Source organism: Micrococcus luteus (assembly GCF_014138885.1).
In the GTDB taxonomy this organism is placed as follows: Bacteria; Actinomycetota; Actinomycetes; order Actinomycetales; family Micrococcaceae; genus Micrococcus; species Micrococcus luteus.
Window position 1 is genome coordinate 290,208 of record NZ_JACJIK010000001.1, and the last position, 16,092, is coordinate 306,299.

Sequence of the window (16,092 nt, forward strand, 5' to 3'; positions counted from 1 at the left end):
TCAGGCCCCCGCCGCGGCCTTCTCGAAGCGGGCGTAGCCCTCGGCCTCGAGCTGCTCGGCGAGCTCCGGGCCGCCGGACTCGGCGACGCGGCCGTCCACCAGCACGTGCACGTGGTCCGGCTTGATGTAGTTGAGGATCCGCGTGTAGTGGGTGATCAGCAGGGTGCCCATCTCGTTCTGCGCCTGGGCGCGGTTGACGCCCTCGGAGACGATGCGCAGCGCGTCGACGTCGAGGCCGGAGTCGGTCTCGTCGAGGATCGCGAACTTGGGCTTGAACAGCTCGAGCTGGAGGATCTCGGCGCGCTTCTTCTCGCCGCCGGAGAAGCCCTCGTTGACGTTGCGGTTCATGAACGCCGGGTCGATCTGCAGGGCCTCGAAGGCGCCCTTGACGTCCTTGGTCCAGGTGCGCAGCGAGGGGGCCTGGCCGTCGAGCGCGGTCTTGGCGGTGCGCAGGAAGTTGGTCATGGTGACGCCCGGGATCTCCACGGGGTACTGCATGGCCAGGAAGAGGCCGGCCTGGGCGCGCTCGTCGACGCCCATCTCCAGGACGTCCTCACCGTCGAGGGTGATGGAGCCGGAGGTGACCTCGTAGCGCGGGTGGCCGGCGATGGTCGAGGCCAGGGTGGACTTGCCGGAGCCGTTCGGGCCCATGATCGCGTGGGTCTCGCCCGTCTCGATGGTCAGGGAGAGGCCCTTCAGGATCTCCTTGGGGCCGTTCTCGGTCGCGATCTGCACGTGCAGGTCGGTGATCTGCAGGGTTGCCATGGTGGTTCTCCTCGGGTGGAAGGCGGTGGGGTCTGCGGGGCGTCGGTCAGAGCTGCGCGATGCGGAGCTCGTCCTCCATGACGGCGGTCAGCTCGTCCTCGACGTCGCCGACACCGATCTTCTGGATGATCTCGTTGAGGAAGCCGCGCACGATCAGGCGGCGGGCCTCGGTCTCGGGGATGCCGCGGGCCATCAGGTAGAACAGCTGGGTCTCGTCGAAGCGGCCGGTCGCGGACGCGTGGCCCGCCCCCTCGATCACGCCGGTCTCGATCTCCAGGTTCGGCACCGAGTCCGCGCGCGCCCCGTCGGAGAGCAGCAGGTTCTGGTTCTTCTCGTACGTGTCCGTGCCCTCGGCCTCCTTGCGGATCAGCACGTCGCCCACCCACACGGTGCGCGCGTCCGTGCCCTGCAGGGCGCCCTTGTAGAGCACGTTCGAGACGCAGTCCGGCTGGTTGTGGTCCACGAACAGGCGGTTCTCGAGGTGCTGCCCGGCGTCGGCGAAGTACAGGCCGTACATCTCGGCCTCACCGCGCTCGGCGGCGAACCGCGCGGTCGGGGTCAGCCGCACCACGCCGCCGCCGTAGGACACGGCCACGTGCTTGAAGTGCGCGTTCGTGGCGACCGAGGCCTGCTGGGCCGAGACGTGCACGGCATCGCCCTCCCAGGCCTGCAGCGCGACCACGTTCAGGCGGGCGTCGCGGCGCACGTCGAACTCGACGTTCTGGGCCAGCACGGCGGTGCCGCGGTGGGCGATCACGACGTCGGCCTGCGCGTTCTCCTCCACGAGCACGGTCAGGTGCATCGCGGCCGGGTCGGCGGAGGAGCCGACGACGTCGATGCGCACCGGCTCGGCGACCTCGCCGGAGATCGTGACGACGGTGGCCTCGGAGACCGAGTTCCAGGCCGCGGCGGACACGCGGTCGTCGGGGGTCAGGACGGAGCCGACGCGGGCGTCGTCGCGGGCCACGGTCTCCACCGTGACGCCGGCCTGCTCGGCCACGGCCACGGCGGGCGCGGCACCGGTCAGGCGCGCGTCGTCGCCCTCGGGCAGGTGCAGCCCGCCCAGGCGCTTGAGCGGGGTGAAGCGCCAGTCCTCCTCGCGCCCCGTGAGCACGGGGAAGTCGGACAGCTCGAAGGAGCTGAGGCGATCGGCGCGCGAGCCCGCGGCGTTGCGCTCCCGGCCCCCGGCCCGGGCGGCCGGGTTCTGCGCGACGGTGAGCTTCTCGCCCTCCTCGCCCATGCCCGGGATCATGGTCCGCTGGGTGTTCTCCACGGTGTCGGTCATGTCAGCCCACCGATCCTTCCATCTGCAGTTCGATCAGCTTGTTGAGCTCGAGCGCGTACTCCATGGGCAGCTCGCGGGCGATCGGCTCGATGAAGCCGCGCACGATCATGGCCATGGCCTCGTCCTCGGACATGCCGCGGCTCATGAGGTAGAAGAGCTGCTCCTCGGACACCTTCGAGACGGTCGCCTCGTGGCCGAGGGTCACGTCGTCCTCGCGGATGTCGATGTACGGGTACGTGTCGGAGCGGGAGACCGTGTCCACGAGCAGGGCGTCGCACACCACCGAGTTCGCGGAGCCGTTCGCGCCCTCGGCGATCTGCACCAGGCCGCGATAGGCGGCGCGGCCGCCGCTGCGGGCCACGGACTTGGACACGATCGAGGAGTTCGTGTGCGGGGCCATGTGCACCATCTTGGAGCCGGTGTCCTGGTGCTGGTCCTTGCCCGCGAACGCGACGGAGAGGGTCTCGCCGGTGGCGTGCTCGCCGGTCAGGTACACGGCCGGGTACTTCATGGTCACCTTGGAGCCGATGTTGCCGTCGATCCACTCCATGGTGCCGCCGGCCTCGACCACGGCGCGCTTGGTCACGAGGTTGTACACGTTCGTGGACCAGTTCTGGATGGTGGTGTAGCGCACGCGGGCGTTCTTCTTCACCACGATCTCCACGACGGCCGAGTGCAGCGAGTCGGACTGGTAGATCGGGGCGGTGCAGCCCTCGATGTAGTGCACGTACGAGTCCTCGTCCGCGATGATCAGCGTCCGCTCGAACTGGCCCATGTTCTCCGTGTTGATGCGGAAGTAGGCCTGCAGCGGGATCTCCACGTGCACGCCCTTGGGCACGTACACGAAGGAGCCGCCGGACCACACGGCCGTGTTCAGGGAGGCGAACTTGTTGTCGCCGACCGGGATCACGGTGCCGAAGTACTCCTCGAAGATCTCCGGGTGCTCCTTGAGCGCGGTGTCGGTGTCGAGGAACACGACGCCCTGCTCCTCCAGGTCCTCGCGGATCTGGTGGTAGACGACCTCGGACTCGTACTGGGCGGCGACGCCGGCCACGAGACGCTCGCGCTCGGCCTCGGGGATGCCCAGGCGCTCGTAGGTGTTGCGGATGTCCTCGGGCAGGTCCTCCCAGGTCTTGGCCTGGCCCTCGGTGGAGCGCACGAAGTACTTGATGTTGTCGAAGTCGATGCCGGACAGGTCCGGGCCCCACGCCGGCATCGGCTTGCGCTCGAAGTACTTGAGGGCCTTGAGGCGCAGGTCGCGCATCCACTCCGGCTCGTCCTTCTTGCCGGAGATGTCGCGCACGACGTCCTCGTTCAGACCGCGGACGGCCTTCTCGCCGGCCGCGTCGGAGTCGGCCCAGCCGTACTGGTAGGCGCCGATGGCGTTGAGCTCGGGGTTCTTGTCGAGGATCTCCTGGATCACGCCGGGGTCGGCGGTCTCCGCGGAGTCCCGCTGGACGATCTGGTCGGTCATCTCAGCCTCTCTCACTAGTCACTGCGGTCGGGGTCGGTCGGGTGGTCGGCGGGAGCCGGGGCGTGGCCCGCGCGGCTCAGTCGCGGCCCAGCGGCACGTGTGTGGTGCACACGTGGGCGCCGGCGGCGAGGGTCGAGAGCCGGCGCACGTCCACCTCGAGCAGGCGGGCGAACAGCGCGGTCTCCTCTTCACAGAACTCCGGATGGCGGGCGGGAATTCCCTGGAACGGGCAGTGCCCCTGGCAGACCTGGTCCGCGCGGAGGGTGGGCGCCAGGCCCGCGCCGAAGTGGCGCAGCGTGCCGGCGTAGCCGGCCTCGTCGAGGACCCGCGCGAGGATCCGGGTGCGGTCCTGCAGCGCGGTCTCCCGGCCGTCGACGGCGGCCGTGAAGCGCTCCTCGATCTCCCGGAAGGCGTGGCGCGCGGTGCGGCGCACCTCCTCCTCCCCGCCGAGCTCCTCGAGGCGGGCCAGGGTGTCCAGGGCGACGGCGAGGTGGTCCTTGGGCAGGTGCTCCTGCGCGTGCGAGGTGACCACGTAGCGGCGGGAAGGCCGTCCCGCGCCGCGGGCCGCGGTGACCCGCTTGACCTCGACGAGCGAGTCCTCCTCGAGCGCGTCCAGATGGCGGCGCACGGCGGCCGCGGTCAGCTCCAGCTCGCGGCCGATCTCGGCCGCGCTCACGGGTCCACGCGTCAGGACCAGCTGCAGCACACGCTCGCGCGTGCCCTCGGCCGGGGCCGGAGCGGGGGGCGACGCAGACTGATCCGAATACACCACGCCATCATGACCTATTGATCTGGAACGGTTCAAGTGAGGCTCACCTGGCTTGATGACGCCCGCGGCGGAACCCGCCGCAGGCCCGGGCACCCCCGGCCCCACGAGCCGGGGTCGCAGGGCCCGAGGACTAGACTGGCACAGTGCCCCGACCTCCCCTGACCCCGGATCCCGTGCCGCGCGACGAGCCCGTCCTGCGCCTGAGCGACGTCCACCGGAGCCTCGGCCGCGGCCGGTCCCGCACCCCCGTCCTGCGGGGCGTCGACCTCACCGCCCGTGCCGGCGCCGTCACGGTGCTGCTCGGCCCCAACGGGGCCGGCAAGTCCACCACCCTCGGCCTCTGCCACGGCATGGACCGGCCCGACGCCGGCACCGTGCGCGTCTTCGGCGCAGACCCGTGGCGGGCCTCCGCCGACCTGCGCGCCCGCATCGGCGTGATGTGGCAGGAGGGCGGCCTGCCGCCCGCGATCCCCGCCCGCCGCTTCGTCGGCCACGTGGCGTCCCTGTACCGCGACCCGCTGCCCGTCGAGCCGCTGCTGGAGCGCCTGCTGATCGCCGAGGTCGCCGGCCGCCCCCTGCGCCGCCTCTCCGGCGGCCAGCGCCAGCGCGTCGCGCTCGCGGCCGCCCTCGTCGGCCGGCCGGACATGCTGTTCCTCGACGAGCCCACCGCGGGCCTCGACCCGGAGACCCGGCCCGTCGTGCACGACGTCGTGCGGGAACAGACCGACCGCGGCGCCGCCGTGCTGCTGACCACGCACCTGCTCGACGACGCCGAGCGGCTCGCGGACGACGTCGCCATCCTGCGCGCCGGCCGCGTGGTGCGCTCCGGCCCGCTGTCCGAGCTCACGCGCGTGGCCGAGGGCGACGTCGTCGACGTGGACTTCGGCGACGCCTCCCCCGACGCCGTCCGCGCCTGGGCGGACACCCTGCCCGCGCCGCTGCGCGCGGCCGGCCTCGGCGAGTCCGCCCGCCTGCGCGTGGCCGGCGTCCGCGGCCCGGACGACCTGGCCGTCCTCGCGGCGAGCTGGCGGGAGCACGCCCTGATGCCCACCCGATTCGAGCGCGCCGGACTGCGCCTCGAGCAGATCCTCCGGGAGACCGCCGCATGAGCACGCCCGTCGTCGACCACCGCGCCCCGGCCGGCACCGGAGCCCACGCGGGCGCCGCCCCGCTGGCCGCCCGCGTCCTGCGTCAGGCCGGCTACGAGACCGGCACCGCGCTGCGCAACGGCGAGCAGCTGCTCGTGACCGTGGTGCTGCCCCTGCTCGCGCTCGTGGGCGTGCACGTCACCGGCCTGCTCGACGCCCCGGGCCGATCGGGCCTGGACGTGGCCGTGCCCGGCGTGCTCGCCCTGGCCGTGATCAGCTCCGCGTTCACGGCCACCGCGATCGCCACGGGCTTCGAGCGTCGCTACGACGTGCTCGCCGCCCTGGCCACCACCCCGCTGGGCACGCTCGGCCTCGTCGCCGGCAAGGCCCTGGCGGTGGTGGCCCTCCTGCTGGTGCAGGTGAGCGTGATCGGCGGCGTCGGCCTGGCGCTCGGGTGGCGTCCGGACCCCGAGGGGATCCTGCCGGCCCTGGTCGCCCTCGCACTGGGGGCCGCCGCCTTCACGGCCCTCGGGCTGCTGCTCGCCGGCACGGCCCGGCCGGAGGCGACCCTCGCCGTCGCCAACCTGCTGTGGGTGCTGTTCGGCGCCGTCGGCGGCACGGTGTTCCCCGCCCGGGTCCCCGGCGTGGGCCTGCTCCCTTCCGGCGCGCTGGGCACGGCCCTGCGGGCCGCCCTCCTGGACGGGGCCTGGTCGCCCGTCCCCCTGCTCGTGCTCACCCTGTGGGGCGCCGTGGCCGTCGCGGCCGCGCTCCGCTGGTTCCGCTGGCGGCCCTGAGCCGTTCCCCGTCCCCCTGCATCGAACGATCGGAAGGACACCGTGTCCACCACCACCCCCGCGGCCCGGACCGCCCCGGCCGGACTCGCCGCCCGTCTGCCGCAGCGCCTCTCGAAGGCCACCATGGCCCTCGCCGTGGCGTCACTGGCGTCCGAGATCGGCATCATCGTCACCGGCGGCGCCGTGCGCCTCACCGGCTCCGGCCTGGGCTGCCCCACGTGGCCCAAGTGCTCGCCCGAGTCCCTCACCAACACCCCGGAGATGGGCATCCACGGCTACATCGAATTCGGCAACCGGACGCTGACGTTCGTCCTGGTGGTCATCGCCGCCGCCATGTTCCTGTCCCTGTGGAACCTGCGCGGCACCCACCGGAGCCCCTTCTGGCTCTCCGTGGGCCTGCTGGCCGGCATTCCCGCGCAGGCCCTCGTGGGCGGCGTCGTGGTCCTGACGAATCTGAACCCGTGGTGGGTGGCCGGCCACTTCATCGTGTCCTCGATCATGGTGGCCGTGGCGACCCTGCTCGTGGTGCGCATCGCCGCCGAGCGCCGTGCCGGCCGGGCGGGGGTGCCCCTCGTGGACGGCGCCACCACCGGCCGGTCCCGTGCCGCCGCCTGGGCGGCGTTCGCGCTGACGTGGGCCGCCGTGTACCTGGGCACCGTGGTGACCGGCACGGGCCCGCACTCCGGCGACCCCGGCTCGCCGCGCCACGAGTTCGACCCGCTGCTGGTCACGCGTGCCCACGTGGTCCCGGTGTACCTGCTCCTGGCGGCCGCCCTGGTCCTGTTCTTCACGGTGCGCCGCGCGGCCGGCGCCTCCCGCCTGCAGCGCGCCGCCGTGCTGCGGCTCCTGCTCGCCCTCGTGTTCCAGGCCGCCGTGGGCTACACCCAGCACTTCACGGGCCTGCCGATCGGTGTGGTCCTGCTGCACATGCTCGGCTCGGCACTGCTCGTGGCGTCGGCGACGGAGGCCTGGGACCGGCAGGTCGCCCGCTACGTCACGGCCGGACCCGGTGCCGCGGTCGAGACCGCCACGCCCGCGCGCACCGTCGCTGCGGGCTGACACCCCGCGCACGCGAACGGCCCCGCACCGGCTGGTGCGGGGCCGTCGTCGTCTGCGTCCCGGGGAGCGCCCGGGGCGGACCCGAGGTCAGGCGCCGAAGTGCATCAGCGGCGCACCCACGAACGGGTCCACGGCCAGGGCGATGAACAGCAGCGTCAGATAGGTGATGGAGAGGTGGAAGACCTTCATGGCCTTGCGGTCCTCGAAGTCCTCGCGCTGGGCCTGCACCTGCAGCACGTGGGACTCCCAGATGAACCAGCCTCCGACGACGAGCGCGACCGCGGTGTAGACGATGCCGGCCCAGCCCATCGGCACGAGCAGGAGGGAGCACGCCACGGTGGCCCACGCGTAGAGCACGACCTGGTTGGAGACGTGGCGCGCGGAGGCGATGGCGCCGAGCATCGGCACGTCGGCCTGCTGGTAGTCGCGCTTGTACTTCATGGACAGCGGCCAGTAGTGCGGGGGCGTCCACAGGAAGACCACGAGGAACAGCACGATGGCCGGCCACTCGACGGTCTCGCGCACGGCCGCCCAGCCGATCAGCACGGGGAAGCAGCCGGCGATGCCGCCCCACACGATGTTCTGCTCCGTGCGGCGCTTGAGCACGAGCGAGTACACGACCACGTAGAAGAAGATGGCGGCCACGCCCAGGCCGGCCGCCAGCCAGTTGGCGCCGAACCCGAGGATCAGGATGGACACGACCGTCTGCACCCACGCGAACACGAGGGCCTCGCGCGGGGTGACCTCGCCGGTGACGAGCGGCCGGTTCTCGGTGCGCTTCATGACCCGGTCGATGTCCCGGTCGATGTAGCAGTTGAAGGTGCCGGAGGCGCCGGCGGCGAGCGCACCGCCGACGAGCGTGGCGATCATGGTGAGCACGTCCGGGAAGCCGCGCTGCGCGAAGATCATGGTCGGCAGCGTGGTCACCAGCAGCAGCTCGATCACCCGGGGCTTCGTCAGCTCGACGTACGCCCGCACCTTGCGGCGCAGGGGCAGCGGGGACCGGTCGACGACGCCGGGCTCGGCGGCGGCGACGCGGGCGGCGGACGGCGACTCCAGGGAGGATGACATCTGCTTCTCACGGTGAGGGGACGGTGGGCGTGCCCGTCCCGGGGTTCGGATCGGCCACTCGGGCGGTCCGCCTGCGGTCAGGCCTTGACCCAGTCTACTCGTGTCAACGGCTGTTCGCCCGGGGGCGAAGCATGTCATGAGGCGCCCGGTCGGGCCCGCCCCGCCGTCGCGCGGCTAGGCTGGGACGACGGCCCCGCGCCGCGACGCCCCGGCGTCGGCCGGGGCCGCACCCCGACGCTCCCGATCCGCCAGGAGAGAACCCGTGACCGACGCCGCGCAGCCGTCCACCCCCCCGACCCTGGACCGGGTGGCCCCGGCCCGCGGGTTCGTCTACTCGGAGCAGGACCGCCGGATGGTGGACACGCTCAAGGCGCTCTCGGCGGACGCCGTGGAGAAGGCCGGGCACGGCCACCCCGGCACCGCGATCTCGCTGGCCCCCGTGGCGTGGCAGCTGTACCAGAACGTCATGCACCTGGACCCCACGGACGACCGCTGGGAGGGCCGGGATCGCTTCATCCTCTCCGCGGGCCACGCCTCGCTCATCCAGTACCTGCAGCTGTTCGCCGCGGGCGCCGGGCTCGAGATCGAGGACATCCAGGGGCTGCGCACCGAGGGATCCAGGACCCCGGGCCACCCGGAGTACGGCCACACCCACGGCGTCGAGGTGACCACGGGTCCGCTGGGCCAGGGCCTGGCGATGGGCGTCGGCTTCGCGTACGAGCAGCGCCGCGTGCGCGGGCTGATGGACCCCGACGCCGCCCCCGGCACCTCCCCGTTCGACCATCACGTGTTCGTGCTCGCCTCCGACGGGGACATCCAGGAGGGCGTCGCCGCCGAGGCCTCCTCGCTGGCCGGGCACCAGGAGCTCGGGAGCCTGGTCGTCGTCTACGACGCGAACCGCATCTCGATCGAGGACGACACGGACATCGCGTTCACCGAGGACGTGGTCCGCCGCTACGAGGCCTACGGCTGGCACGTGCAGGAGGTCGACTGGACCAACGGCGCCCAGGGCCACGCCGTGACCGAGTACACGGAGGACGTGGAGGCCCTGTACGACGCCCTCGTCGCGGCCAAGGCCGAGACCGGCCGGCCCTCGCTGATCAAGCTGCGCACCGTGATCGGCTGGCCCTCCCCCACGAAGCAGAACACCGGCGGCATCCACGGCTCCAAGCTCGGCACGGACGAGGTCGCCGGCCTCAAGGAGAGCCTCGGGCTGGACCCGACCAAGACCTTCGACGTCGACCCCGAGCTCCTGGCCCGCGCCCGGTCCATCACCGAGCGCTCGGCAGAGTACCGCCGCGGCTGGGAGGCGGCGTTCCAGGCCTGGCGCGAGGCGAACCCGGAGAACGCGCGGCTGTACGACCGACTGGCCGGACGAGAGCTGCCCGCTGGCTTCGCGGACGCGTTCCCGTCCTGGGACGCGGACGAGAAGGGCCTGGCCACGCGCGCGGCCTCCGGAGAGGTGCTCACGGCCCTCGCGCCGGTCATGCCCGAGCTCTGGGGCGGCTCGGCCGACCTCGCCGGGTCGAACAACACCACCATGAAGGGCGAGCCCTCCTTCATCCCGGCCCGCCGCTCCACCGCCACGTGGCAGGGCCACGAGTACGGCCGCACCCTGCACTTCGGCGTCCGCGAGTTCGCGGCCGGGGGGATCGTCAACGGCATCACGATCGGCGGCCTGACCCGTGCCTACATGGGCACGTTCCTGACGTTCTCCGACTACATGCGCCCCGCCGTCCGCCTGGCCGCCCTCATGGGCACCCCGAGCACGTACGTGTGGACGCACGACTCCATCGGCCTCGGCGAGGACGGCCCCACGCACCAGCCGGTGGAGCACCTGGCCGCCCTGCGGGCCATCCCCGGGCTCGACGTCGTCCGCCCGGCCGACGCCAACGAGACCGCGTGGGCGTGGCGGACGGTGCTCGAGCACCGGGACCGCCCGGCCGGACTCGTCCTGTCCCGGCAGAGCCTGCCCGTGCTCCCCCGGGACACGGACGGCTTCGCCCCCGCCTCGGGCGTGGCCCGCGGCGCCTACGTCCTCATCGACGCCACGGATGCCGACGGCGCGCCGACGCCGGCCCGCGCGCTGCTGATCGCGACCGGCTCCGAGGTCTCCGTGGCCGTGCGGGCCCGCGCGCTGCTGCAGGCCGACGGCGTCCCGACCCGCGTCGTCTCCGCCCCCTGCCTCGAGTGGTTCGCCGAGCAGGACGAGGCCTACCGGGCCGAGGTCCTGCCCGACGGCCCCGACGCCCCGGTCCGCGTCTCCGTCGAGGCCGGCATCGCGATGCCGTGGTTCGAGCACACGGTGACGGCCTCCTCCCCGGGCGCCCGCGTGAGCCTCGAGCACTACGGCGAGTCGGCCGACGGCGCCCGCCTGATGGAGAAGTACGGATTCACCGGTGAGCACGTCGCCGAGGTGACCCGCGGCCTCCTCTGAGGCCCGGCGCCCACGGCGCCCCGAGCACGTCCACCCCGAAGGGAAGGCACCCGCAGACCATGAGCACCCCGCAGAACCCGAACACCGCCGCGCTGGCCCAGGCCGGTGTGTCGATCTGGCTCGACGACCTCTCCCGCACGCGGCTGGACGAGGGCACGCTCGAAGAGCTGATCGCCACCCGCTCGGTCACCGGCGTCACCACGAACCCGTCCATCTTCGCGGTCGCCCTCGCGGACGCGGGCGCCTACCAGGGACAGCTGCGCGAACTCGCCGCGGCCGGCGCCTCGGTGGACGAGGCCGTCGTCGCCCTGACGACCGAGGACGTGCGCCGCGCCGCCGACGTGCTCGCGCCCGTCCACGAGCGCACCGGCGGGGCGGACGGCTTCGTCTCCCTTGAGGTCGATCCGCGCCTGGCCCGCGACGCCGCCGGCACCGTGGCGCAGGCCCGCGAGCTGGCGGCGGCCGTCGACCGTCCCAACCTCATGGTGAAGATCCCCGCGACCGTGGAGGGCCTGTCCGCCATCGCGGACGTGCTCGGCGCGGGCATCAGCGTGAACGTGACCCTGATCTTCTCCCTGCCCCGCTACCGCCGGGTGCTCAACGCCTGGCTCACCGGCCTGGAGAAGGCCCGGGCGAACGGGCACGACGTCCGCCGCCTCCACTCGGTGGCCTCCTTCTTCGTCTCCCGTGTGGACACGGAGGTCGACGCGCGGCTGCGCGCGATCGGCACCCCCGAGGCCGAGGCGCTGACCGGCCGGGCCGCCGTCGCCAACGCGCGCCTGGCCTACCGAGCCTTCGAGCAGGCCCTGGACTCGGAGCGCTGGCGCCTGCTCGAGGCGGCCGGCGCCCCCGTGCAGCGGCCCCTGTGGGCCTCCACCGGCGTCAAGGACCCCGCCCTGCCGGACACGCTGTACGTCACCGAACTCGTGGCACCGCACACCGTGACCACCCTGCCGGAGAAGACCCTCGAGGCGGTCGCCGACCACGGGGTGATCGCGGCGGACACCGTCACGGGCGCCTACGCCGAGGCCGATGCCCTGCTCGACGCGGTCGGCGCGGCAGGCGTGTCCTACCAGGACGTCGTGGACGTGCTGGAGACTGAGGGCCTGGAGAAGTTCGAGGCCGCGTGGGACGAGCTGCTCGGCTCGGTCCGCTCCGGGCTCGACGCCCATCGCTGACCGCACCCGCCCCCCGACCCCGCCGCCCGCTCGCCACGCGCACGGAAGGACCCCCCATGAGCACCCTCGGCCTCACCGCCACCGGAGCCGCCCTCGAGGCGATCGACCGCCATCTGCCCGCCCTCCTCCAGGACCGCGTCGCCTCCCGCCTCGGGGCGCAGGACGCCGACCTGTGGGGGGCGCCGGCCCGCGACGAGGCCGCCAAGCGGCTCGGCTGGATCGACCTGTTCGAGGACTCCCGCGCCCTCGTCCCGCACATCGCCCAGCTGACCCGGGAGCTGCGCGCCGAGGGCGTGGACCGCGTGCTCCTGGCGGGCATGGGCGGTTCGTCCCTGGCCCCCGAGGTGATCGCGGCGACGGCCGGCGTCGAGCTCGAGGTCCTGGACTCCACGGACCCGTTCCAGGTCTCCCGTGCCCTCGAGCGCGACCTCGAGCGGACCGTGCTGGTGGTCTCCTCCAAGTCCGGCTCCACCGTGGAGACCGACTCGCAGCGCCGCGTCGTCGAGGCCGCGTTCCGCGACGCCGGGATCGACCCCCGCACCCGCCTGGTCGCCGTCACGGACCCGGGCTCGCCGCTGCACGCCGCGTGCGAGTCCGCCGGCTGGCGCGCCGTCTTCACCGCGGACCCGACCGTGGGCGGGCGTTTCTCGGCCCTCACCGCGTTCGGCCTGGTCCCCACCGGCCTGGCCGGCGTGGACGTCGCGGCCCTGCTGGACGACGCGGAGGCCGTGCTCGACCTGCTGATCGCCGACGACGAGGACAACCCGGGCCTGCAGCTCGGCGCGGCCCTGGGCGGCACCCGCCCGCTGCGCGACAAGCTCGTCTTCGCCGACCACGGGTCCGGCATCGCCGGACTGCCGGCCTGGATCGAGCAGCTGATCGCCGAGTCCACGGGCAAGGACGGCACCGGGCTGCTGCCCGTCGTCGTCGCCCCCGGCGACCCCGAGACCGTGTGGGACGCCCCCGACCTGCTGCAGGTGCAGCTCGTCGGCGAGGACGACGTCGCGGCCCCGGGCCACGGCGTGCAGGTCGCCGGCTCGCTCGGCGCCCAGCTGCTGCTGTGGGAGGTGGCCACCGCGGTGGCCGGCCGGCTGCTCGGGATCAACCCCTTCGACCAGCCGGACGTGGAGGCCGCCAAGGCCGCCGCCCGCACCCTGCTGGACGGCCCCGCCGCCGAGCGGCCGGCCGACGGCGAGGTGGAGGGTGTCGAGGTCTCCGGCCCGGCGTCCGTGACCTCTGCCCCGGACCTGGCCGGCGTGCTGCGCGCCACGGCGGCACTGGTGCCCGAGGGCGGCTACCTGGCGGTCCACGCCTACCTCTCCCGTCATGACGACGCCGAGCTCGAGGAGCTGCGCGCGGACCTGGCGGACCTGGTCGGCCGCCCGGTCACGTTCGGCTGGGGTCCGCGGTTCCTGCACTCCACCGGACAGTTCCACAAGGGCGGCCCGGCCGTCGGCGTGTTCCTGCAGATCACCGGCGACGCCGGCCTGGACCTCGAGGTGCCCGGCCGCCCGTTCTCCCTGGGCAGGCTCATCGCCGCGCAGGCAGCGGGCGACGCCCGGGTGCTGGGCGATCTCGGCCGCCCCGTGGTCACCCTGCACCTGCGCCGCCGCGACGCGGGCATCGAGGCCCTGAGGAGCGCCGTCCGTGGCCGGTGAGTCCCGGACCGCCCCCCGCAACCCGCTGCGCGACCCCCGTGACCGGCGCCTGACCCGCATCGCGGGCCCGTCGGCGCTCGTGCTGTTCGGCGTGACGGGCGACCTGGCGAAGAAGAAGCTCCTGCCGGCCATGTACGACCTGGCCCAACGCGGCCTGCTGCCGCCGGCGTTCTCCCTCGTCGGCTTCGGTCGCCGCAGCTGGTCCGACGAGGAGTTCGCCGACTACGTGCGCGCCGCCGTCGAGGCCTCCTCCCGGACCACGTTCGACGAGACCGTGTGGGACCAGTTCCAGGGCGGTCTGCGCTTCGTCTCCGGCGCGTTCGACGACGAGGCGGCCTACGTCCGTCTCGACGAGGTGCTCGCCGAGCTCGAGACCTCACGCGGCACGCGCGGGAACACGGCGTTCTACCTCTCCATCCCGCCGGACTGGTTCGAGGCCGTCTCCCGCCACCTGGCCGACCAGGGCCTGGCCGACCGGTCGCAGCCGGCCGAGGGCCCGTGGCGCCGCGTGGTCATCGAGAAGCCCTTCGGCCACGACCTGGCCAGCGCGCAGGAGCTCAATGCTGTGATCGAGCGCGTCTTCCCCTCGGACGCGGTGTTCCGCATCGACCACTACCTCGGCAAGGAGACGGTGCAGAACATCCTCGCGTTCCGGTTCGCCAACCGGATGTTCGAGCCGCTCTGGAACGCGGAGCACGTGGACCACGTCCAGATCACGATGGCCGAGGACATCGGCATCGGTGGACGGGCGAGCTACTACGACGGCGTGGGCGCGGCGCGCGACGTCATCCAGAACCACCTCCTGCAGCTGCTCGCGTTCACCGCGATGGAGGAGCCGATCTCGTTCGACGCGGACCATCTGCGCGCGGAGAAGGAGAAGGTCCTCGAGGCCGTGACCGTCCCGGACACGCCCGAGGGACTCGCGGCGGCCTCCGCCCGCGGCCAGTACACCTCCGGCTGGCAGGGCGGCGAGCGGGTCACGGGATTCCTCGACGAGGAGGGCTTCAACCCGGCGTCCGTCACGGAGACGTACGCCGCGCTCAAGGTGGGCATCCGCACGCGGCGCTGGCAGGGCGTGCCGTTCTACCTGCGGGCCGGCAAACGCCTCGGCCGGCGGGTGACGGAGATCGCCGTCGTCTTCAAGAAGCCCCCGCACCTGCTGTTCCCCGTCCACGACGGGGACGAGTTCGGGCAGAACATCATCGTCATCCGGGTGCAGCCGGACGAGGGCGTCACCATCCGCTTCGCGTCCAAGGTGCCCGGCACGCAGACCGAGATCCGCGACGTCACGATGGACTTCGGCTACGGCCACGCCTTCACCGAGGACTCCCCCGAGGCGTACGAGCGTCTCATCCTCGACGTGCTCCTCGGGGAGCCGCCGCTGTTCCCGCGCCAGGCCGAGGTGGAGCTGTCCTGGCGGATCGTGGACCCGTTCGAGGAGCACTGGGCGAGCCTGGGCACCCAGCCCGAGCCCTACGCCCCGGGCACGTGGGGACCGCCCTCGGCCGACGCCCTCATGGCCCGCGACGGACGAAGCTGGAGGCGCCCGTGAAGATCCGCATGCACGACACCACCACCTCCCAGGTGGCCAAGCGCATCACGCAGCTGCGCGAGAAGAGCGGGGTCGTGGCCCTCGGCCGCGTCCTCACGCTCGTGATCAGCACGGACGACGCCGGCATCGAGTCCGCCGTTCAGGCCGCCAACGCGGCCTCGCTCGAACACCCGTGCCGCATCGTCGTCCTGGCCCTGGGCGACCCCGCGGCCCCCACCCGCCTGGACGCCGAGATCCGGGTCGGGGGCGACGCCGGCGCCTCCGACGTCGTGGTGCTGTGGTGCGCCGGGGAGAACGCCCACGCCGACGAGTCGCTCGTCTCCGGGCTGCTCCTGCCCGATGCGCCCATCGTCGTGTGGTGGCCCGGGGTGCCACCCGGGGTCCCCTCGGCGACGGCGCTCGGTCGCCTGGCCCACCGCCGGATCACGGACACGGCCTCGGCGTCCGCGGCCGAGCCCGCCCTGTGGGCTCTGCGCGCGGGCCACCATGAGGGGGACACCGACCTGGCCTGGACGCGCCTGACGCTGTGGCGGATCCAGGTGGCCGGGATCTTCGACACGCTCGACGTGGCCACCCTGCGCTCGGTGACGGTGGACGGGGCGCCGGACTCCCCCAGCACCATGCTGCTCGCGGCGTGGCTCACCCTGACCCTGAAGGTGCCCGTGACGATCGCGCACTCGAAGGTCGGCCACGGGATCCGTGCGGTGCGCCTGCGGTGCACGGACGGGGACGTGGTGCTCTCCCGCTCGCAGTCGCAGGTGGCCCGGCTCTATCAGCAGGGCCGGCCGGTGCAGCGCATCTCCCTGCCACGCCGGACGATCCAGGACTGCCTGGCCGAGGAGCTGCGCCGCCTGGACCCGGACGAGGTCTTCGGCGCCGTGCTCCACCAGGGCCTGCCGCGCACGGACCTCTCCCCCGTGCAGGCCTCCGAACGCTGAGGGGCCCCCGGCGCCCCACCGGTC

At 73.2% G+C, this 16,092-nt stretch carries 13 protein-coding genes; 8 read left to right on the forward strand and 5 right to left on the reverse strand.

Annotated features, from left to right (window positions below; translation table 11 throughout):
• From sufC to HDA34_RS01255, 4 genes are all read right to left on the reverse strand, one after another.
• Complete coding sequence (gene sufC, locus HDA34_RS01240) at positions 1-765, reverse strand: Fe-S cluster assembly ATPase SufC (protein WP_127435201.1); 765 nt, start codon at positions 763-765, stop codon at positions 1-3.
• Between the two features lie 46 nt (positions 766-811).
• Complete coding sequence (gene sufD / locus HDA34_RS01245; RefSeq protein ID WP_095695708.1) at positions 812-2,050, reverse strand: Fe-S cluster assembly protein SufD; 1,239 nt, start codon at positions 2,048-2,050, stop codon at positions 812-814.
• Position 2,051: 1 nt separating this feature from the next.
• Positions 2,052-3,524, reverse strand: coding sequence for a Fe-S cluster assembly protein SufB (gene sufB / locus HDA34_RS01250; RefSeq protein WP_036315257.1), 1,473 nt, complete (start codon positions 3,522-3,524; stop codon positions 2,052-2,054).
• Between the two features lie 76 nt (positions 3,525-3,600).
• Complete coding sequence (locus tag HDA34_RS01255; protein ID WP_255420488.1) at positions 3,601-4,386, reverse strand: helix-turn-helix transcriptional regulator; 786 nt, start codon at positions 4,384-4,386, stop codon at positions 3,601-3,603.
• A 50-nt stretch (positions 4,387-4,436) separates the two neighbouring features.
• Here HDA34_RS01255 and HDA34_RS01260 point away from each other — a divergent pair, with 50 nt between their 5' ends.
• From HDA34_RS01260 to HDA34_RS01270, 3 genes are read left to right on the forward strand one after another with little or no spacing between them, the layout of a single operon-like run.
• The gene (locus tag HDA34_RS01260; RefSeq protein ID WP_230277980.1) at positions 4,437-5,402 is read left to right on the forward strand and encodes an ABC transporter ATP-binding protein; all 966 of its coding nucleotides are present in this window, start codon (positions 4,437-4,439) and stop codon (positions 5,400-5,402) included.
• Positions 5,399-6,175 (forward strand): ABC transporter permease, encoded by a 777-nt coding sequence (locus tag HDA34_RS01265; protein WP_134377164.1) that lies wholly within the window; start codon positions 5,399-5,401, stop codon positions 6,173-6,175. Before HDA34_RS01260 ends, HDA34_RS01265 begins: the two co-directional genes overlap by 4 nt.
• A 42-nt stretch (positions 6,176-6,217) precedes the next feature.
• On the forward strand, positions 6,218-7,234 hold the full coding sequence (locus tag HDA34_RS01270; RefSeq protein WP_049147877.1) for a COX15/CtaA family protein: 1,017 nt from the start codon (positions 6,218-6,220) through the stop codon (positions 7,232-7,234).
• Positions 7,235-7,321: 87 nt separating this feature from the next.
• Here HDA34_RS01270 and HDA34_RS01275 read toward each other — a convergent pair whose 3' ends face one another.
• Positions 7,322-8,305: a heme o synthase gene (locus tag HDA34_RS01275; RefSeq protein WP_049147876.1), complete on the reverse strand. Its 984-nt coding sequence runs from the start codon at positions 8,303-8,305 to the stop codon at positions 7,322-7,324.
• A gap of 262 nt (positions 8,306-8,567) precedes the next feature.
• Here HDA34_RS01275 and HDA34_RS01280 point away from each other — a divergent pair, with 262 nt between their 5' ends.
• From HDA34_RS01280 to HDA34_RS01300, 5 genes are read left to right on the forward strand one after another with little or no spacing between them, the layout of a single operon-like run.
• On the forward strand, positions 8,568-10,742 hold the full coding sequence (locus HDA34_RS01280) for a transketolase family protein (protein ID WP_134377163.1): 2,175 nt from the start codon (positions 8,568-8,570) through the stop codon (positions 10,740-10,742).
• A gap of 59 nt (positions 10,743-10,801) precedes the next feature.
• Entirely contained in the window at positions 10,802-11,920 is a 1,119-nt protein-coding gene (tal, locus tag HDA34_RS01285) for a transaldolase (protein ID WP_036338557.1), read from the forward strand.
• 56 nt (positions 11,921-11,976) lie between these two features.
• Positions 11,977-13,578, forward strand: a complete 1,602-nt coding sequence (locus HDA34_RS01290) for a phosphoglucose isomerase-related protein (protein WP_041105186.1) — start codon at positions 11,977-11,979, stop codon at positions 13,576-13,578.
• A complete protein-coding gene (gene zwf / locus HDA34_RS01295; RefSeq protein ID WP_036315281.1) occupies positions 13,568-15,130 on the forward strand; it encodes a glucose-6-phosphate dehydrogenase in 1,563 nt (520 codons plus the stop codon). Before HDA34_RS01290 ends, zwf begins: the two co-directional genes overlap by 11 nt.
• Positions 15,127-16,068 carry a glucose-6-phosphate dehydrogenase assembly protein OpcA gene (locus HDA34_RS01300; RefSeq protein WP_036315284.1) on the forward strand — a complete coding sequence of 314 codons (942 nt, stop codon included), beginning with the start codon at positions 15,127-15,129 and terminating at the stop codon, positions 16,066-16,068. Before zwf ends, HDA34_RS01300 begins: the two co-directional genes overlap by 4 nt.
• Positions 16,069-16,092 lie beyond the last annotated feature (24 nt).

Bases quoted from the DNA above. Each gene is read 5' to 3' on its own strand.
- sufB (WP_036315257.1), bottom strand. From the start codon at position 3,524: ATGACCGACCAGATCGTCCAGCGGGACTCCGCGGAGACCGCCGACCCC.
- HDA34_RS01275 (WP_049147876.1), bottom strand. From the start codon at position 8,305: ATGTCATCCTCCCTGGAGTCGCCGTCCGCCGCCCGCGTCGCCGCCGCC.
- HDA34_RS01265 (WP_134377164.1), top strand. From the start codon at position 5,399: ATGAGCACGCCCGTCGTCGACCACCGCGCCCCGGCCGGCACCGGAGCC.
- tal (WP_036338557.1), top strand. From the start codon at position 10,802: ATGAGCACCCCGCAGAACCCGAACACCGCCGCGCTGGCCCAGGCCGGT.
- sufD (WP_095695708.1), bottom strand. From the start codon at position 2,050: ATGACCGACACCGTGGAGAACACCCAGCGGACCATGATCCCGGGCATG.
- HDA34_RS01290 (WP_041105186.1), top strand. From the start codon at position 11,977: ATGAGCACCCTCGGCCTCACCGCCACCGGAGCCGCCCTCGAGGCGATC.
- sufC (WP_127435201.1), bottom strand. From the start codon at position 765: ATGGCAACCCTGCAGATCACCGACCTGCACGTGCAGATCGCGACCGAG.